This window comes from Ruegeria sp. AK11, from assembly GCF_056541095.1.
In genome coordinates, this window is record NZ_JBQFXU010000004.1 from 274409 (window position 1) to 292792 (window position 18384).

Annotated in this window: 15 protein-coding genes and 2 pseudogenes; 7 read left to right on the plus strand and 10 right to left on the minus strand. The window is 56.1% G+C overall.

What is annotated here, in order from left to right:
* Window positions 1–34: 34 nt before the first annotated feature.
* Window positions 35–433 carry a cupin domain-containing protein gene (locus tag ACR0D9_RS13085; RefSeq protein ID WP_480482942.1) on the plus strand — a complete coding sequence of 133 codons (399 nt, stop codon included), beginning with the start codon at window positions 35–37 and terminating at the stop codon, window positions 431–433.
* A gap of 490 nt (window positions 434–923) precedes the next feature.
* Here ACR0D9_RS13085 and ACR0D9_RS13090 read toward each other — a convergent pair whose 3' ends face one another.
* From ACR0D9_RS13090 to ACR0D9_RS13120, 7 genes are read right to left on the minus strand one after another with little or no spacing between them, the layout of a single operon-like run.
* On the minus strand, window positions 924–2309 hold the full coding sequence (locus ACR0D9_RS13090; protein WP_480539068.1) for a M20 family metallopeptidase: 1386 nt from the start codon (window positions 2307–2309) through the stop codon (window positions 924–926).
* 12 nt (window positions 2310–2321) lie between these two features.
* Window positions 2322–3728 (minus strand): amidohydrolase, encoded by a 1407-nt coding sequence (locus tag ACR0D9_RS13095; protein ID WP_480472950.1) that lies wholly within the window; start codon window positions 3726–3728, stop codon window positions 2322–2324.
* 20 nt (window positions 3729–3748) lie between these two features.
* Window positions 3749–4753, minus strand: coding sequence for an ABC transporter ATP-binding protein (locus ACR0D9_RS13100; protein ID WP_480473306.1), 1005 nt, complete (start codon window positions 4751–4753; stop codon window positions 3749–3751).
* Entirely contained in the window at window positions 4750–5727 is a 978-nt protein-coding gene (locus ACR0D9_RS13105; protein ID WP_480472948.1) for an ABC transporter ATP-binding protein, read from the minus strand. Before ACR0D9_RS13105 ends, ACR0D9_RS13100 begins: the two co-directional genes overlap by 4 nt.
* The gene (locus ACR0D9_RS13110) at window positions 5724–6647 is read right to left on the minus strand and encodes an ABC transporter permease (protein WP_480472946.1); all 924 of its coding nucleotides are present in this window, start codon (window positions 6645–6647) and stop codon (window positions 5724–5726) included. Before ACR0D9_RS13110 ends, ACR0D9_RS13105 begins: the two co-directional genes overlap by 4 nt.
* A complete protein-coding gene (locus tag ACR0D9_RS13115; RefSeq protein WP_480486506.1) occupies window positions 6644–7621 on the minus strand; it encodes an ABC transporter permease in 978 nt (325 codons plus the stop codon). Before ACR0D9_RS13115 ends, ACR0D9_RS13110 begins: the two co-directional genes overlap by 4 nt.
* A gap of 60 nt (window positions 7622–7681) precedes the next feature.
* Window positions 7682–9262, minus strand: coding sequence for an ABC transporter substrate-binding protein (locus tag ACR0D9_RS13120; RefSeq protein WP_480486505.1), 1581 nt, complete (start codon window positions 9260–9262; stop codon window positions 7682–7684).
* 181 nt (window positions 9263–9443) lie between these two features.
* On the opposite strand from ACR0D9_RS13120, the gene ACR0D9_RS13125 reads away from it, so the two are divergent.
* The gene (locus ACR0D9_RS13125) at window positions 9444–10355 is read left to right on the plus strand and encodes a LysR family transcriptional regulator (RefSeq protein WP_480486503.1); all 912 of its coding nucleotides are present in this window, start codon (window positions 9444–9446) and stop codon (window positions 10353–10355) included.
* On the opposite strand, the gene ACR0D9_RS13130 is transcribed toward ACR0D9_RS13125, so the two are convergent.
* Window positions 10352–11893 (minus strand): M81 family metallopeptidase, encoded by a 1542-nt coding sequence (locus ACR0D9_RS13130; protein ID WP_480486501.1) that lies wholly within the window; start codon window positions 11891–11893, stop codon window positions 10352–10354. The two genes, ACR0D9_RS13125 and ACR0D9_RS13130, sit on opposite strands and share 4 nt — an antisense overlap.
* 103 nt (window positions 11894–11996) lie before the next feature.
* Between ACR0D9_RS13130 and ACR0D9_RS13135 the strand changes: the two genes are divergently transcribed.
* Window positions 11997–12545, plus strand: coding sequence for an RES family NAD+ phosphorylase (locus ACR0D9_RS13135; RefSeq protein ID WP_480492724.1), 549 nt, complete (start codon window positions 11997–11999; stop codon window positions 12543–12545).
* A gap of 217 nt (window positions 12546–12762) precedes the next feature.
* Here the strand turns inward: ACR0D9_RS13135 and ACR0D9_RS13140 are convergent, their stop codons facing one another.
* Window positions 12763–14322 (minus strand): acetolactate synthase large subunit, encoded by a 1560-nt coding sequence (locus ACR0D9_RS13140; protein WP_480539070.1) that lies wholly within the window; start codon window positions 14320–14322, stop codon window positions 12763–12765.
* Window positions 14323–14443: 121 nt separating this feature from the next.
* Window positions 14444–14629, minus strand: a pseudogene (locus ACR0D9_RS13145) (hypothetical protein); the annotation flags it as partial.
* Between the two features lie 153 nt (window positions 14630–14782).
* Here ACR0D9_RS13145 and ACR0D9_RS13150 point away from each other — a divergent pair.
* The 4 genes and pseudogenes from ACR0D9_RS13150 (at window position 14783) to ACR0D9_RS13165 (ending at window position 17903) form a co-directional block, all read left to right on the plus strand.
* Entirely contained in the window at window positions 14783–15400 is a 618-nt protein-coding gene (locus tag ACR0D9_RS13150; RefSeq protein ID WP_480473296.1) for a GNAT family N-acetyltransferase, read from the plus strand.
* A 556-nt stretch (window positions 15401–15956) separates the two neighbouring features.
* Window positions 15957–16943, plus strand: coding sequence for a DUF3179 domain-containing protein (locus tag ACR0D9_RS13155; protein ID WP_480539072.1), 987 nt, complete (start codon window positions 15957–15959; stop codon window positions 16941–16943).
* 60 nt (window positions 16944–17003) lie between these two features.
* A pseudogene (locus ACR0D9_RS13160) lies at window positions 17004–17186 on the plus strand (IS6 family transposase); the annotation flags it as partial.
* Window positions 17187–17495: 309 nt separating this feature from the next.
* Entirely contained in the window at window positions 17496–17903 is a 408-nt protein-coding gene (locus ACR0D9_RS13165) for a phasin, PhaP (protein ID WP_480482927.1), read from the plus strand.
* Window positions 17904–18384: the final 481 nt, after the last annotated feature.

Consider the following 18384-nt stretch of genomic DNA (forward strand, 5'->3'; position numbering starts at 1 on the left):
TTCTCTCGCTCAAATCTTAGGAAGGAATACCTAGATGGCGGATTGTGCGAAACTGCACCCCGGCGAAACCTATTCCGGGAAACAGGGGTTCGATTACTTCGAAGGCATCGCCAGACAGACGGTAGGAAGCCAAGCTATCTGCATGCATCTGCTCACGGTCCCGCCCGGAGGGCGCGCCAGGGCGCATAAACATGAGACACATGAAACCGCGATTTATGTGATTTCCGGGTCTGCTAAGATGTATTGGGGCGACAGGCTAGAACACGTTATGGAAACGCAAGCAGGAGACCTGATCTATATACCATCAAACACTCCGCACCTTCCGTTCAACGATGGGAATGAACCCGCAGTTGCAGTTATCGCACGCACGGACCCGAACGAACAGGAAAGCGTTGTTCTGATGCCGGAACTTGAAGACCTTGTACCAGGGTGACGCAAAATACCGTTGGGGACCAGCAGCGTATTTTTTAGTCCCTAATGCTTCCAGAGAGCTTCCAGTTGTGCAGTGGCCCTGAACGCAGAAAGCGCCCCTTGGGGCGCTAAGTGTTTGATATCTAACTAGGAAGTATTGGTTGCGGGAGCAGGATTTGGCCTTTGCCGAACGTCTGTGGAACTAAGAATCTAGTAGGCCAATTTTACACATGCCCTAGCTGCTTAAATTAATGACCGCGTTGGGAGGGATGGCAGACCCAGAGTTGAAAAGCGCTGAAGATGTCTTGCGGATTTTCCCGCAATTGGCACGCTTGTGCCGGAAGGCTGCAGACAGCCAGAAGCAGACATGCCTAAATTGAAGTCTGGGCGGGAAGCTGACTTTCGCTGCATATGCGAGAGCAACTCTACCAATCTGTGAAAGCGGTCATTTACAGTCAGATATGCGATACACGCCCGATCCAGGTACGGATGAAGTCCTTTGTGGCGCGGGATCAGAGCGACCTGGCAAGGTCGCCAATATCCCAAAAAAGCCCGGCCATTGCGCGCAATGCATCACGCGAAACTGACTTTAACACGTGCTCGTTTGGCGCGTGCTGCGAACAGCCGCGATAGGAGTGCGGCACCCAAACCGTTGGGAGACCGAGCAAATCGGAAAAGACCTCGTTGGGCAAGGAACCGGCGAGATTTGGCAGGACATGGGGTGGCTTCCCACACGTTTTTTCAAGCGAACGCGCGACAAAAGACACCCACGGATGGTTGGGCGACGTTCGCGTTGCATCAAAGAAGCTGCGGTCATGAGGCTTGATCTGAACGATCTCAAAACCTCTCGCATCAAGGTGGCGTCGAAGGGCGGGCAGGATATCGGATTGGTTAGTGCCAACAACGAAGCGGAGCTGGCAGGCGGCTATGGCAAATCCCGAGATCGCGTTGACCGGTGCCTCGGGGACACCGCTTTTCATTGCGAGGACCGCAAAACTGTTCCAGCCGAAGACGCGTTCGGCCGGTGTCAGGCCTTCCTCTCCCCAATTCTCGTCAATCTTCGGACCACCATCCCCGCCAACCGGCAAGTTGCGCAGGGTGTCCCGGATGTCTTCAGTCAGGCTGGTCGGCCGCCATTCTGGTATTTGGATTTGGCCCCGCACATCGGTGATCGTCGAGAGGGCTTGTGCAAGGATCATCGCGGGGTCGGCAAGCAAACCGCCCCAGTTACCCGAATGGTGCGCGCCGTCTCTTAGATCAACGATGAGGTCGAACGAATTGCCGCCCCTTGCCCCCATGAACAACGTGGGCGTGTCGGACTGAAGGCGCGGCCCGTCCGATGCGATCAGGACGTCTGCGGCTAGGTTGTCTTTGTGCTTGGCGCAAAACTCCGACAACCCCGGTGATCCCATTTCTTCGCCCATTTCAATGAGAATGCGCATGTTGAAGCCGAGCGCTCCACGGGCCTCAATGACAGCGCTCAGCGCCGCCAAATTGATGAGATGCTGCCCCTTATTGTCGGCTGTTCCGCGTCCATAGAGGCGGTCGCACTCATCAAACAGTCGAAATGGGTGAAGCCCGTCGCGCCATTGATCCGTTTGCGCGCGGATCACGTCGCCATGCCCGTAGGACAGGATTGTCGGACGCGTGTCGTCCTCGATGCGCTCTGCAACCAAGATCGGTCCGGCATCGTGCACAGGGTTCGGGTAGATTTCACAGGAGAACCCGAGTCTGCTCAGGCGCGGAACGAGGGCTTCCTCAAGATAGCGCGGAAGCTCCGCGGCTTTTTCTTGTGTCTGGCTCTCCGTCTCATGGGCAACCAGTTCGCTAAGTTCTGTTGCAAATTGACCGGTGTCGAAAAACTGGGCGGCGTTGTCTATTGCAGAGGCGCGGGTCACGGTTGTTTTGCCTCAGACAGGTGGACGCACGTCGTCCGGGATCGGACATGTGTAAGGTGTTTGGCCCAGATGGTCTTGATGCGTCGCGCATGCAGCTTCGATGCGCGAGGGATCCTCAACCAGTCGACAAGCTGTCGCGGCCATTGCTTTTGCCGCGTAGACCATGCCTTTGTGAGCCGCGGGCGCCTTGCCTTGTGCCACTGTTTGCCACGTATGAAACGGCGTTCCTATAGCACAGGTGGCAACTCGTGCCTGAACGGTTGGGACTGCCCAACTCACGTCGCCAACATCTGTCGAGCCTTCGCCGCCATCGCTGTGGCGATCAAGAGGTGCGATGAAGTCGCAGAGTGCGAGATTTTTTTTGGGCTTAGCACCGATCCGCTTGAAGGTCGTATTGATGTCAGCGGCGGTTAATGTGGTCTGAATGTCGCGGGCAAAACTGAGATCTGCCTCGTCAAAGGCGACGGGTCCAAGTTTCTCTAGCTCGTGCTGCATGGTTTCTTCCAAAGGACGGTTGCCAAGCAGGTTTGAAACGCCGGAAAAGACCTGGCTGGTAACTTGCGTTCCTGTCATCAGCGCCGCGCCGTCCGCAATCTTTCGGACGCGCGTAACCAAATCGGCGAGGTCCGGTAGCGAGCTGGCGCGGACGAGTTGGCGCACTGTGGCCTTGGCCTGCACCACGTTCGGCGCAACACCACCTGCATCGAGATAGGCGTAGTGAACCCGGGCGCTGTCGGGCATGTGCTCGCGCAGGTAATTTACACCGATGTTCATCAGTTCAACCGCATCAAGCGCCGACCTACCCAATTCCGGTGCACCCGCCGCATGGGCAGCTTTTCCATGAAAAGTGAAATCGATCCGGGTGTTCGCGAGCGATCTGGCCTCATTCACGCCTGTGAAGGTCGCTGGATGCCACGAGATGGCTGCGTCGACATCATCGAACAGTCCTTCGCGCACCATGTATGTCTTGGCCGCGCCCCCTTCTTCAGCGGGGCAGCCATAGTATCGCACACGGCCCTTGATGCCGTTTTCGGCCAGCCAGTCTTTCACCGCCGTCGCGGCCAAGAGTGCGGCGGCCCCTAAAAGATTGTGACCACACCCATGCCCGTTGCCGCCCTCTTCAAGCGGCTGATGTTCAGCCACACCTGGCGCCTGGCTCAGATATGGCAGCGCATCGAACTCGCCGAGGATGGCAATCACCGGACCCTCGTCTCCTGCTTCGCCAATCACGGCCGTAGGAATGCCAGCTGCGTTCTCTGTTATCTTGAAGCCCTGAGCGCGTAACATCTGCACATGTTCGGCGACGGACTTGTACTCGGCATAAAGCGTCTCGGGCGTGTCAAAGACTCGATCTGACAAGGCGATAAAATCATCACGATGGCGGTCGACGTGGTCCCAGATCGGATCGGCGTTTTTCAAGGGGCTCTCCAGCTTCTCGTTCAAACGGTTTCGGCGTGTTCCAGCAGGCAAGCCGTTTCGCGCCCGCCGCGCCCCGCTTTCAGTTCAGGAACAGTGGTGCGGCACTCAGCGGTCGCCACCGGGCAACGCGGGTGGAAGGTACATCCAGATGGCGGATCGAGCGGCGACGGAATTTCCCCCTCAATCGGGGCAAACTCACGCCGGCGCTGATCAAGGCGCGGAGCCTCTGCAAGCAGCGCTTTCGTGTAGGGATGGCGTGGGTCCGAAAAAATTTCCTCAGTCGATGCGCTCTCGACAATGCGGCCCAGATACATGATCGCCACGCGGTCGGCGATGTGTTCGACGACGCTCAGGTCATGGCTGATGAACAGATAGGTCAGGCCCAGCTCTTCGCGCAGATCCATGAACAAGTTGATAACCTGCGCCTGGATCGACACGTCCAGCGCAGCGATGGCTTCGTCGCAGACAAGGAACTTCGGCTTCACGGCGAGCGCACGTGCAATTCCAATCCGTTGCCTTTGACCGCCGGAAAACTGATGCGCGTAACGCCGCTTGAGCGACGGGTCGAGGCCGACCTTGCGCATCACGTCGTCCACGTATTCCGCACTCTCTGCCTTGCGGACGATCCCATGCATACGCGGTGCTTCGCCGATGATATCTTCGACGCGCATTCGCGGATTTAGGCTGGCAAAGGGGTCCTGGAAGATCATCTGAATTGCGAGGGTCGCCGCGCGTTTGTCGGTGCCGTTCAACGTCGCAACATCTTTGCCTCCGTAGAACATCTGTCCGTCACTTGCAGGGTGAATGCCGGCAACAACACGTCCCAAAGTGGACTTGCCGCAGCCGGATTCGCCGACCAATCCCAGAACCTCACCCTTTTGAATCGACAGGTTCACGTTATCGACAGCATGGACCGTTTCTTCCCGGATGTTTGCGCCAAGTCGCTGTGCGATTTTCCCCGCGACGTCCAAACGTTTGGTGAAGCGCTTCGAAACGCCTCGGATTTCAACGAGCGGCTCACTCAAAGCGTCGTCTCCTTGGTGCGTTGCGGATTGAAACAGCGAAGGCTGCGGCCATCCACGTCCTTAATCGGGGGGCGCTTGGAACACGCTGCCGTTCGGGCCTGACAACGCGGTCCAAAGGCGCATCCTTCAGGCAGGGCGAGCATGTTTGGCGTCATCCCTTCGATCTGGAACAAACGCTGCCCGCGCCGGTTCGCCGTCGGAACCGATCCGAGAAGCCCGACCGTATAGGGATGCAACGGACGGTCGATAACATCGTCGATACTGCCTTGCTCAACGATCCGTCCTGCGTACATCACCGAAATCCGGTCCGCGAGCCCTGCCACAACGGCAAGGTCATGCGTGATCCAGATCATCGCGGTTCCCGTGCGTTTCGTCAGCTTCTGTGCCTCGTGGATGATCTGCGCCTGAATTGTCACGTCGAGCGCTGTCGTCGGCTCGTCGGCAATAATGAGGTCCGGCTGGTTCAAGAAGGCTGTCGCAATCGCCACGCGCTGCCGCATCCCACCGGAAAGCTGATGCGGATAGGCTTGCAATCGCTCTTCCGGCGATGGGATGCCAACCAAACCAAGCGCATCACGGCTTCTTTCCCAGGCGGTTTGGCGGCTTACGTTTTCATGGGCGAGAATGGCCTCGATCATCTGCGTATCGACGCGCAGGACCGGGTTGAGAGTCATCATCGGATCCTGAAAGATCATCGAGATTCGGTTGCCACGCAAGGTCTTGAGTCGCTCTTCCGGTGCGTTCGCGATCTCGTCACCATTAAAACGGATTGACCCATCGACGATGCGCCCGGGAGGATCGATCAGCCCAAGGATTGAAAACCCGGTGATCGACTTGCCCGACCCGGACTCACCCACCAGACCCATTACCTCGCCCTTGGAGACGGTGAAATCCACACCATCTACGGCCTTGACCACACCCGCGTGCGTGAAGAAGTGGGTCTTTAGCCCGCTGACTTCGAGTACTGCCGTCATTTCTTCAACCTCGGGTTCAAAACATCGCGCAAATGGTCGCCCACAAGGTTGATGGACACGACCGTCAGCAAGAGCGCGATGCCGGGGAAAACGGATATCCAGTAGCGCCCGGACAGCATGTACTCGAAGCCATTTGCGATCAGCACCCCAATCGACGGTTCAGTCTGTGGAAGGCCTACGCCAAGAAACGAAAGCGTCGCTTCCAATGAGATTGCGCTGGCGGTTTGCACCGTGCCAACGACGATCAGAGGCGCCATGCAATTCGGAAGGATATGGCGAAAGACGATCCGGGGTCGCGATATTCCAAGGCATTGCGCGGCTTCGACATATTCCTTGCCACGCTCGACAAGCGCGGTCGCGCGAACCGTGCGGGCGTAATAAGCCCATTGCGCGATCACGAGGGCGAGGATGATCTTGTCGACACCCTTACCAAGTGCCGCAACCATCATCAGCGCAACAAGCGATGCCGGGAACGACAGTTGAAGATCCACGATGCGCATGATGAACGCTTCGGTCCGGCCTCCGGCGTAGGCCGCGACCAGACCGATCGCCATACCGATCAGAAGGGCAATCACCCCAGATGCAAGCCCAACGGTCAGAGAAATACGCAAGCCATAGAGAATTGCCGAGTAGAGATCGCGTCCAGACCCGTCCGAACCGAGCCACATCGTGTATCCGTCGAATGCTTCGGAACCTGGAGGCAAGCGCCCATCCATGACGCTGACCTGGCCAAGATCGTAGGGGTTCTGCGGCGTGATCCAGGGTGCCAGGATGGCCAGCAGAACGATGATCAGGAATATGCCGAGCGCCGCTGTTGCGATCCTGCTTTCGAAGAACTCGGCCCGAAATCGCTGGAACGGCGTCTCGACTTTAGGGGACTTGGCGGGGGTCAGAGAATGATCTGTGACGGTGTCGGTCATGCGCCCTGATCCTGCAAACGAACCCTCGGATCGAGGATCGAGTAGAGTATGTCGACGATCAGATTGATCAGCACGAAGAACAGTACGATGATCATTAGATAGGCGACGACGACAGGCCGATCCAATTGCAGTATTGCGTCGATCAGCAGTTTGCCCATTCCCGGCCACGCGAAGATTGATTCAGTCACCACCGAGAACCCGATCAAACTACCGAATTCGAGGCCCATGACGGTCACTACCGGGATCATGATGTTTTTCATTACATGCACCAGAATGATGCGTCGGGTCGAAAGCCCTTTGGCCCGGGCATACTTCACGTAATCCTGTCCCATCGCTTCCCGGACACCCGCTCGGGTAAGGCGGATTGCCAGTGAAATCTTAAGAAGCGCTAGGTTGAGAGCAGGCAGGAAGATGTGGCTCAACCCATCGAGCGTAAAAAGGCTGCTGTGAATCCCAAGAAACGAGCCGATATCGCCGCGCCCTGTCGCTGGGAGCCATCTAAGTTCTACGGCAAACAGCATGATGAGCATAAGCCCGACCCAGAAGGTCGGCAGCGAAAACCCAAGGATTGAGCCAGCCATAATGCCCTTGGACAGCGGGCTGTCGGGATAGAGCCCGGCATAAAGACCCAATGGAATACCGATCACGATAGCAAGAAAGAGTGCACTGAAGGCCAGTTCCATCGTGGCAGGCATATGGTGCAGGATCAGTTTGAGCGCGGGCTCACCGAAGACGAAACTGTCGCCGAGGTCACCCTGTGCAGCACCTTTGAGGAACAACCAGTACTGTTCCCAAATAGGCCGATCCAATCCAAGCCGTCGAATTGCAGCTTCGATGTCAGCCTGATCCGCGTCGGGGCTGACCAGCATGTAGACCGGGTCACCAACGATATTGACGCCGAAAAAGACAATCACCGACATCAGGAAGACAACAAGCATTGCTTGCAGCAATCGGCGAATGACAAAAACGGTCATGAGGACATTCCCTGGGCAAAGGCTCCGGGCCGCTGCGAAGGCGGCCCGGATGCATTGCGATTACTCTTTCACGACGCCTGTCGCGAGAGTGTATTCGTCGGTCCGAGGGATGTAGCTCAGACCTTTTTTGGCCGCCCAGGTGTTGACCTGGAAGTGCGTCGGAATGATCGCCACGTTCTCGATCGCGCGCTCTGTCGCCGCGGCGAGCAGTTCCTGCCGCTTTGCGTCATCGACTGTTCGCAGGGCTTCTTCGATCAGTGCGTCGGTTTCAGCATCCGAGTGCCGGCCACGGTTCGATGATCCAAAGCCCGCATCCTTGTCATGGGTGTGGATCAGCGATTTGAGAGGCGAGGACGCTTCGCCGGACCCCGCGCCCCATCCGACGAGGATAAAGCTGAACTCCGGCAGACCCTCTGGGCTGCCTTTGGACGCGCGTCCAAAGTATACCGAACGCGGCATTGTTTCGACGGCTGTCTTGATGCCAACACGGGTCAACATTTGCGCAATTGCCTCGGCAATTTTGGCGTCGTTGATGTAACGGTCATTCGGCCCATGGATTGTCATTTCAAATCCATCGGGATAACCGGCTTCAGCCAGAAGCGCTTTAGCACCGTCCGGGTCATAAGCCACGACGTCCAGATTGTCGGACACGCCAAAGAACCCCTCGGGCAGAAGCTGGCCGGCGGGCAGGGCAACCCCCTCCATGACACGCTCAACGATTGCATCGCGGTTGATCGCCATGCTGATCGCCTTGCGGACGCGGACGTCCATGAGGGGGTTCTTGATATCGCCGCCACCGTTGGCCTTCACAAAGGGTGAATCCTCGCGGAATTGGTCCATGTGAAGATAGATCACTCGGTTGGACACGCCCTGGCTCAGCTGGATACCATCATTGCCCTGAAGTGTTGTGATATCGGTCGTTGGTACGCCCGATATCATGTCGACGTCACCGGCAAGAAGCGATGCAACACGGCTCGGACCGGACGTGATTGGGCGGAATTCCACCTCGGACCAGATCGGCGCGTCACCCCAGTAGTCGTCGTTCCGCACCAGTACGATGCTTTCACCCGGTGTGTAACTTTGGAACTTGAACGGCCCTGTGCCGATGGCGGCCGTACCCGCGTTGAAGTCTTCCGTCGTTGCTTCGCAGCCCACTTCTGAGATCACAGGGATCGTGGAAATGTCATTGCCCATCAACGGATAAGGTGCGGCCGTTTTGAAATGCACCGTGTAGTCATCGATCTTGACGACTTCCTTACCCTTAAGATAGGTGCCGTATCCCGATGGAGAGTTCGGTACGTCCGGCGCGCGCGCCATGGTGCAGACGACGTCGTCCGCCGTGAAGTCGCTTCCGTCGTGAAACTTAACGCCTTCACGCAGCTTGAACTCCCAAGTTAATTCATCAATCGGCTCCCATGACACGGCAAGACCCGGCGATAGGCGCTGCTTCTCATCCTGCGCGATCAGCCGGTCAAAGATGTGCACGGACATCGCGTTGTTCGGACCCAGGTTGTGAAAATGCGGATCGAGTGACGTCGGCTCCGAAGCGAGGCCGATCGTTAGTTTTTCGGCCGAGACAGCACCGGCGCCGAAAGCCAAAATGCTGACAGCGACGGCTGTCACAGATGTGAGTTTCCTCATCAAAAAGACTCCCTGTTTGTTTGGCGCTTGTGAATGGGCGAATCTTTGGCCGATCCCGCGCCCTATTAAAAAAGGCTAGCTACCGCAAAAATCATTGCCAATACATATTGCTATGCGACTTTGCATAGACCAATCCAAGAGTTTGGATGTTCAGCCGCTCGTACCGGGGGAGTAATGTAGCATGACGGAACACAGACACAGACTGCGCGAGTTCGAGTCGCTAAGAGCCGTGATCACGACTGGGACAACCATCGGCGCCGCGCGGCGTCTCGGGATTTCGCAGTCTGCCGTGAGCCGGTCCTTATCACAACTCGAGGCCCGTGTTGGGCGAACGCTCTTTCTCCGGCGATCGGGACGTATCGACCCAACAGACGAAGCCTTGCGTCTCAACGAAAAACTGGACCCAATTTTCGAGACGCTGGCGGACATTGAGGGCGCAGAATGGGCTACTCCGGATAACGAGCCGTTACGCCTGATCGTGCCGCCGACTCTGGCACATCACTTTGTCATCTCCAGGGTGGCCAGTTTTCTCAAGAAGAATGAAGGAAAGCAGCTTCAATTGGATATTCAGGCCACGGACGTGCTGGTCGCCGGCATTCTCGACCTCCGCTATGATCTTGGTTTGACGAGTGCGATGATCCAACGAACGGGTGTTCATCTCATGCCTTGGCGCCGCAGTCAGGTGGTCTGCGCCATGCCGAGCAACCATCCGCTATCGGAAAAACGAGTGGTGACGCCGCACGACCTTGAAGGCGTCGCGCTGATCGAGTTTCTGCGAAGGCTGGGGACGCGAGCGATCACCGAAAAGATCTTTGCGCGCGCTGGAATTCGGCCGAAACAAGTCGCAGAAACGGCAACGAACATGGCCGCACTGGAGCTCGTCCGCGAGGGTTTGGGCGTGACGCTGATCAATCCCTTCCCGTTGTTGTCGTCAGGGATGGAAGGTGTCGTCGTCAGGCCATTTGACGCCGCAATTTTTTATGACACGAGCTTTGTACTTCCATCAGGCAGGCCACCTTCTCAGCTTGCCCGCCAGTTCATGCAATTTGTCAAGTTGACGACGCCGCAGGACAAATACTCAGAGCCCGTCTAGCGCAGCATCTTAGCCGACCACGAGGTGTCGACGTCCATCGGAAAGTTCGGTCGTGGCAAATTCGCAAACGGCCAGCGGTCGTGAACTGGCGACGTAAGCCCGCCCGTGTCGACCTCAAATACTTGGTTTGGCCCAAACCAGTTGGAAAACCCGGCCCGAAAGTGGCCTCGGGATTTCACAACAACAGTCCGGGCAGCCGCAATATCCAGCCCGAACATATGAAAGAACACGGGGTCGGCAGTCTGTGTGCGATCGGTGATCACCACCACGGTGATACCACCAATACGAAGCGCAGCGGATGGCCCTAGGGCCAATCTCCGACCAGCCGTCATGCCCAGTTCACCTACCACATCTCCATTATGGAGACCCAAGACCTCTGCATCCGCCTCAAAAGGCACATCCCATTGCGCCCAGAAAGCGCTGGAATCGGAAGACCGGTTGAATCGTGCCCTGAATTTGCCGCCGACACCGATGCCATGGGCTTCGTTCGCAAGTTCCGGATCACAAAAGGAACCGAATAGGCATTCTTCGACTTTTGCCGCATGAAGAGCGGCTAACAGTTCCGTCGTCCTGCCACTGCCGCCGCCACCAGGATTGTCACCGGCATCGGAGAAAATCACAGGCGTGCGCGCTTGGTCAGCGGAAATTGAGATCGCTTCCGTCACGGATGTCAGTTTCCGAACGAAATCCTTCCTCAATGACCAGGCCATGTCTGCCAATTCTTCCGCCAGTGCATTGGCCGCCTTCTGGTCCTCACGCGCGGTGACAACGATGCTCAGACCGTTGTCGGGCGTGTCGGAGAAAAGAAAATTACCGAAGATCGATACGTTTAGAATCTCACCTCGACCTTCGGCTTGTCGTCGCTGACCATGGTCGATCAGCGCGCCATACGGGTGCTCGGCACTTAGCAGGGTCACGGATGCCGGAACAAGAGGCAGTTTAACATGCGCGGTTTGGGGCCGGACGCCCGACGCCAAAACCCGGCGCAACGAAAAGGCGGCTTCCTCGCCACGTTCTATTTGATCGACGTGAGGATTGGTCCGATAGCCGACGATCAGGTCACAGGCATCGACCATCCGTTGTGAGATATTTGCATGCAAATCGAGTGTCGCGATGACAGGTACGTCCGGTCCGACAACTCTCCGAATGCGTGACATCAACAAACCGTCGGGGTCGTGGTCGTGCTCGGCAACCATCGCGCCGTGATTGCAGATGTAGACTGCGTCGACAGGGCCAGCTGAGCGAAGCATGTCTTCCGAAGTCACCATGATCTCTTCGATCACGGTTTTTCGTACTGGACCTGCGGGATGGCTGGCTGCCAAGATACAGGGTACCGGCGTCCAGTCGCCCGTAGCATCCATCGCCCGGACAAAGGCCGCAAATTCTATTGCCAGCTTTGGTGTCGCGGATCTGGCTTCAGATATCAAAGCATCGCTTGTAAGCCATGTCAGAGACTTAAAGTCTGACAAATCAGCCGGGGGTGCAAAGCGATTTGACTCGAGAATTGCGCCAAGGAGGGCGATCTTTGGAGCCGTCATGCGAGAGGCCTTTGGAAATGCAACACAGTGCGAGGAAACATGAGTAAGTGATTTCAATCAAGATATCATGCGTCTTCTCTGTTCTAGGAAAACCACTGCCGCCTTGCGTCTTTCCTATAACGCGACGCGCAAACGATCAGTGCCACCCGTTATGCTGACAGAAGTTTCCGGAGAATTCGTAAAGATTGTTTGGGCCGATGACCCAGACGTTCACCTCATGCGCGGCGCACCGGATCGCCCACCCGCCCGGTTCAATCGCCGGGGGCAGGACGCTTTGTATCTGAGCCCTGATGTCGAAAGCGCAAAAGTCGCTATTGGTCAGGACGTTAGGAAGGATGATCGCCCGCGGGTTGTGCTGACCTTCGAGGTGGAACGATGTGCGTTATTCGATCTGCGCAGCCCCGAAGCCGCGGATATCTATGCACTCGCCAGTCAGCCCTGGCGCAAACTCTTAGCTGCGGGCGGAGAGCCGTCTTCATGGCTCGCTGCTGATCGGCTCAGAACAGATCGGCATATCGGGTTGATTGACCCTTCGCGAAGGCGTCCGGGTCTTTGGCACATAACTTTATTTCGATGGAGCGAGCCAGGCGCACCTGGCGTGTTTCGGCGTAGTGAAGTGAAGCCGGTTTCCGTCCTGCCGGATTATCGGTGACGTTTAAGGTGCGACCAACTATCATTTCGCAATTATGGTCATCGCGAAAATTGGCTGTGTGGAGGACATTGTCATGAGTTCTCTTCTGGCACGCCAATGACATTTTTTTGCATGTTGTTTGAGCGCTCGTGACAGTCTGCTTTCAGTGCCAAAATGTAGCTTCGCTTTGGGTAACGAAAGGCGGCTTTGGGCCGCCCGTTTCAAAAAGAATTTGTGTTCAAGATGCTGGCGGGCACATGACTTCGATCAAGGAAGGGCCGTCACGTGATAGCCCCGCGGAAAGGGCTTTTGCAAAGCTATCGGTGTCTTCAATTCGTATTCCGGGAACCCCATGCCCTTTAGCGAGCGCAACCCAATCAAGCGTTGGGTTTTCCACATCAAACATTGCCTCCGCATTCTTGCCAAAACTCTCAACACCGACATTTGCCAGCTCATCTCGAAGGATTTGATAGCCGCGGTTTGCAAAAACAATCACCGTAACGTCCAGGCTTTCGCGTGCCATCGTCCACAAAGATTGCAACGTATACATGGCTGATCCATCGCCTGTTAGAGCAATTACTTTTCTATCTGGACATGCAATTGCTGCGCCGGTTGCGCACGGTAGGCAAAGCCCTATCGCACCACCGGTTCCCCCAAGCAAGTCATGTGGTCGCGCGGTTGCAGTCGGAGGAATGACGTGAAACCCGGACGTCACGGATTCATTGCAAACGATAGCATTCTCGGGAATGAGGGCCGCTAACGCTTGGCCGACTTTCGCTAGGGTGAGATCTCCGGTTGGGATTGGAGGCAGGTCGAGAGCGTATGTGTTCAGCTGTGTCTTGCTCGAAACACCAACCGCATCTGCCAGTGTTTGAAGAGTCCAGGCAATATCATCCGTCGGAGCACACAGGCTTGAAACCGTGCAACCGGCGGGCTCGGGTGTGCTCGGTTTGCCCGGGTATGCAAAGAAGGCAACGGGTTGGTCGGCGCCGATCAAAGTGATTGACGATGTCTGTTCAAGCTGAGCGATCTTGGGTGCAATTGGATACACAAGTTGATCCAATTTGGCAGCCCCGGCCCCCTTCGAAATTCGAGGGATTAGAGTATCCGCCAACAGGCGGCATCCGGTTTTGACGGAAATTTTTCCAGCCAGTACACGAAGTGGACCAAAAAGCGCGGAACCACCTATCATCAAAGCCGCGTTTGCAGTCTTCAGACGCATGGCTGCGGCCTCGATGCCTTCCAAGGACGGGCGATGAAGTGGTTGGGCCAGAATGCTATTCGTCGCAGGGCCAGTCGCTGCATCCCAAGCAGTATCGGCGGGAAGAACAAGAGTGGCGATCTGGCCGTTTTGAGATCGGGCGGCCTGGATGGCTGCGGCCCCGTCCGATGCGACGCTTGTGGCCTGATCAGAAACTCGTGTCCAATGGCTTATGGCCTGACTTACGCCAATAATGTCGCCTCTGAGTGGGCTTTCATAGCGCAGGTGATGTGTTGCGTGATCTCCCACCACATTCACGATCCCGGACCCTGATTTTCGGGCGTTGTGTAGATTGGCAAATGCGTTGCCTAGCCCCGGTGCAAGATGCAGCAGAGTGCCGGCGACGTCCCGTTTCATGCGGTAATAGCCATCAGCGGCGCCCGTCGTTCCACCTTCGAACAGGCACAGAACACAGTTCATCTCGGGATGTCTATCAAGAGCCGCAACAAAGTGCATTTCAGACGTGCCTGGATTGGCGAAAACCGTATCCACACCATTGTGAAGAAAGGTTTTGACTAACGATCCTGCGCCATTCATTCGATCACCGCCAACTCTGATTTCAACGAACTTTATGGGAGAGACAATCTAAAAGTAACTGAAAAAGCTTTCGATGATGTGCAGGCCGTCAATCGTCATCGATGCCCTCGCCCGTAAGACATGCCATGTTGAACAACGCGAAATCGCGGTGGTTTTCGGCCAGTTCAAGTCGAACTCGGGTCGCCCAGACATGCTTGGGTTTTGGCGGCCGCTTCTGACCGACGATACGTCCTTTGTTCCAGGTTGAGCGAAGCGCGCGAACGGCAGGTATGTTTGGGTTTCCATGACTGATCCTCCGATCCGCCATGCCCTCCCACAACGACAACCCGACATTGACGAGAAACAATATTACAGGATGCTGCGTCGCCTCAGAGGCCTGCTGGGAGCTCGACGTAGCCATCCATCGTTGCTTGAGCAGGACAATAAATTGCGCATTTGACAACAAGTATTTGCGGCCCACATGCTGAAACGTGAAAATCGAGGTGTAACGACCAAAGGTAATTTCATGTTTAGATCATCAACCCGAAGTGAAGCAGAAAGTTTGTTAAGCGGACTTGCTCTTGGATTTTCTGCGGACCCGTTCATGCGTTGGCTGTATCCTGAACCTGCCGATTTCCTTACCCACTTCCCGCGAGTAATGGATTTCTTTGGCGGGCGTGCATTTGAACAGGGTAGCGCGTTTCGGAACGATGATTTCACTGCTGGCGCACTTTGGCTTCCGCCAAGCATTCACCCTGACGAAGAACGGCTTGTCGCCTGTTTTGAGCAGACGGTCTCACCAGAAAAGCATGATGCGTTGTTCGAAACCTTCGGGCAGATGGACAATTATCATCCCGATGAGGATTGCTGGCATTTAGCATTTATTGCGGTCGATCCAATTCGCCAAGGAAAAGGATTGGGGTCCGCGTTGCTTGAATGCTGCCTCAAACGTTGTGATGAAGATGGAAGACCTGCTTACTTAGAGTCGACAAACCCTACAAATCTATCGCTGTATAAGCGCTATGGTTTCCAAGAGATGGGTCTAATCAAAGCCGACCAAGCCCCACCCCTGTTTCCGATGTTTCGAGCCGCCCAATAGCGGTAGATCAAACGGCTGCATTGTCTGCAATCTGTGAGTTCGGCAGTTTCAGGATATTTATGTCCGTAGCGAATGGCCGGTCTGGTGAAGCCGCACTGCGGCACCAGTGACTGCGATGAATGTCTCTTATGGGCCGTTCTCCAAGTTTCCTTTCGACGTTGAGTTACTTGAGGCCGGTACCGCTTTGGACGTTGGAGGGCATCCTTTGTGCGTATTTCGGAAGCCGCTTCCCGGTCAGGGCCCAAAATCGATACAATCCGCTATTACGAGGCGGCGGTGGTAGTTCCAAACGTGGCCCATGGTACGGACGGGCAACGTAGTTTTTACGACCCGGTCGGGCTTTGCGGTGCTGGCGCTTTGCCGGTTTCGGGGTGCAGTGAACCATGCGGGGCAGGCCCTAGCCGGAATCTCGGCCCTTGCCTCCACCCTGGTTTGCCGACGCCCCGAGGGGGCAACCTGATACCGGAGGCATGAATTCTCTTCACATTCCTGTGCCAGCCCTTTGCAGACAGGTGTCCAGCCGTCAGGATTGCGCATCCCCCGACCGGAGATTCCAATGCGCCGTCCTGTCCTGTTCGCCTTTCTCTTCGTCGCCGGTACAGCGCTCGCCAGCCCCGACCGCTGGGAACTTGAGTGGCCGCAGACCAATTTCAGCCGCAGTGCGGTCACGAATTGGTCCGAGATTCAGTCCGGCGGTCCGCCCAAGGACGGAATCCCTGCGATCAGCGATCCCAATTTCCTGCGCGTTTCTGACGAAACGAGACTGGGTAAACGCGAGCCAGTAATCACGCTTGAGATCGACGGGGCCGAGCCTCGAGCCTATCCGATACGCTATCTGGTATGGCACGAGATCGTGAATGACAGCGTCGGCGGTATCCCGGTGGCCGTCACCTTTTGCCCATTGTGCAATTCCGGCATGAGCTTCGATCGGCGCACCGCTGCGGGCACGCTCACATTCGGCGTCTCAGGTAAGCTGCGCCATTCCGACATGTTGATGTATGACCGCGAAACTGAAAGCTGGTGGCAGCAGGCCATCGGCCGGGCCATCGTCGGCGATCTGACAGGCACCGAATTGAAGACCCTGCCCACTTGGATGGAAAGCTGGGAGGAGTTCAGCAGCCGTAACCCGGATGGGCTGGTGATGAACGAACCGGCCTATATTCGCGACTATGGGCGCAACCCTTATCGCGGCTATGACACCCTGTCGCGGCCCTTTCTCTATTCCGGTGAAAACCCGCCCCATGGCATCAACCCACTGGCGCGCGTGATCCGCGTCGGCGACAAAGCCTGGACTCTGGAGAGGCTGAGAGCAGAGGGCGAGATCTCTGAGGCCGGGAAAACGCTCTCCTGGCGCGCGGGGCAGGCCTCGGCCCTCGACACCGGGCGCATCGCCAAGGGGCGCGATGTAGGCTCAGTCCGGGTGCGTAACGCATCGGGACAGGATATCGCCCATGATGTCATGTTCGCCTTTGCATTCCACGCCTTCTGGCCGGAAGGCAGATGGATGCTGGCCGACGGGGGTGAACGTACGCTCTCGAAATGACCGCTTGACGGACGCGGGCCAGACAGCCATCAGCCGCGTGCAATCAAGTTAGCAATGCCCCTGCCGTTCCGACGAAGAGAACGCACCATGCAACGTTTCAAGCGTATGCGAAGTTTGCTGAAATTCGCCTCCGTCCACTCCTCCGTCTAAAACCATTTCAACCAGGAAAGATCGCTCACCAGCCGAGACACCCTCAAGCTGACACGGTCCGCCGCTCTTGCCGAGTTGCGCAAACTTGGTGCTGTATATTGGTGCTGTATAAAGGACAGTTCTTTTGGCCTAACGGAGACAGGTTCGAATTTGTCTGACAGCACCTTTGTCTGACAGCACCGGTCAAGCACCCGCGGCCAGTGATACTAGCGATTCGGGTTCCATGCCGTTGACGCCGGCGTCGGAGACTAAGTTGCTTGCAAGCAAGTTTTTGAAAACGCTTCCGTTCCACTGCTTTCCCTAGCGTAAACTTATCTCCTTGCATTGCTGTGTCGCAGAAAGGATAAAATCTCAATTGGAGATAATGCGGGGTGGGCCCGCAAGACACTAGGACTTAAGACAATGGAAAAAATCCAGAACTTCACAGCGATTTGGAAAGATGCGATGGGCGAATTTCCCCTCAAAGCCGCAGTCTTCGAAAATGCGTTCAGAACTTCCACATCGCTGAGCGAAAAACTGTCGCGCATTTCATTAGAAGCGGCTGAAAAATCAACGGATATTTCCAGCGTGTGGACCAAAGATACCATTGTCAAGCTGACCGAAGTGTCAAAAGCCAAGGCGGAGCCAACTGAGTACGCAAAAGCTGCCACAGATTTTTTGTCGGGCGCTACCGAAGACGCCACTGAAATGATGTTTGCTTTTGCCGAGATCGCCAAGAAAGCCCAGATAGACACTGTCGAGTTGCTGATGACCGCCGGCAGAGACATCACCAAAGAATCCGCCGCTGCAAAGAAAGCCTTAGCAGCCTAATTCGGAACAAGAGAACAGAATTGCGCCGTTTCTTATTAATTGGTGCAATAGAGAAGGGCAGATTGAAGAATCTGCCCTTTATGCGCGTGTGTAAGAGGATCGAAACGTTATGTATGATATGCTCCGGTGCGCACCTATGTAACGTAGCCCTATGTAAAGGCGGCGTGAATATCGCTTATTTACAAGCCTCCGATGGGGGAAACCATTGATCGCCGTCGAAAAAGATATCCGTATCCTGTCATCCTTTTGGGAATTTTTTGGTCAAGAAGCGGTTGCTCGTTCCACAGGGATAAATGATTGGTTAACCCGTAGACTATTAGTTTATGACAACCCAAACTTTGGCGGTGCAGCGAATGTCGGCAATGCGGGCTGCGCTGCAGCGTTCCGAAGTGTCCGTCATCGAATGATTTGGAACACGAGCGTTTGATTGGCTTAGGAGGATCAGGCTCGCCGCAGTTTCAATCTACGCCGCGTTCTGATG

What these genes read in the sequence shown, in the direction of transcription:
- ACR0D9_RS13130 (WP_480486501.1), bottom strand. Translation starts at nt 11,893, where the DNA reads ATGACGGCTCCAAAGATCGCCCTCCTTGGCGCAATTCTCGAGTCAAAT.
- ACR0D9_RS13085 (WP_480482942.1), top strand. Translation starts at nt 35, where the DNA reads ATGGCGGATTGTGCGAAACTGCACCCCGGCGAAACCTATTCCGGGAAA.
- ACR0D9_RS13150 (WP_480473296.1), top strand. Translation starts at nt 14,783, where the DNA reads ATGCTGAAACGTGAAAATCGAGGTGTAACGACCAAAGGTAATTTCATG.
- ACR0D9_RS13105 (WP_480472948.1), bottom strand. Translation starts at nt 5,727, where the DNA reads ATGACGGCAGTACTCGAAGTCAGCGGGCTAAAGACCCACTTCTTCACG.
- ACR0D9_RS13140 (WP_480539070.1), bottom strand. Translation starts at nt 14,322, where the DNA reads ATGAATGGCGCAGGATCGTTAGTCAAAACCTTTCTTCACAATGGTGTG.
- ACR0D9_RS13125 (WP_480486503.1), top strand. Translation starts at nt 9,444, where the DNA reads ATGACGGAACACAGACACAGACTGCGCGAGTTCGAGTCGCTAAGAGCC.
- ACR0D9_RS13155 (WP_480539072.1), top strand. Translation starts at nt 15,957, where the DNA reads ATGCGCCGTCCTGTCCTGTTCGCCTTTCTCTTCGTCGCCGGTACAGCG.
- ACR0D9_RS13165 (WP_480482927.1), top strand. Translation starts at nt 17,496, where the DNA reads ATGGAAAAAATCCAGAACTTCACAGCGATTTGGAAAGATGCGATGGGC.
- ACR0D9_RS13115 (WP_480486506.1), bottom strand. Translation starts at nt 7,621, where the DNA reads ATGACCGTTTTTGTCATTCGCCGATTGCTGCAAGCAATGCTTGTTGTC.
- ACR0D9_RS13110 (WP_480472946.1), bottom strand. Translation starts at nt 6,647, where the DNA reads ATGACCGACACCGTCACAGATCATTCTCTGACCCCCGCCAAGTCCCCT.
- ACR0D9_RS13120 (WP_480486505.1), bottom strand. Translation starts at nt 9,262, where the DNA reads ATGAGGAAACTCACATCTGTGACAGCCGTCGCTGTCAGCATTTTGGCT.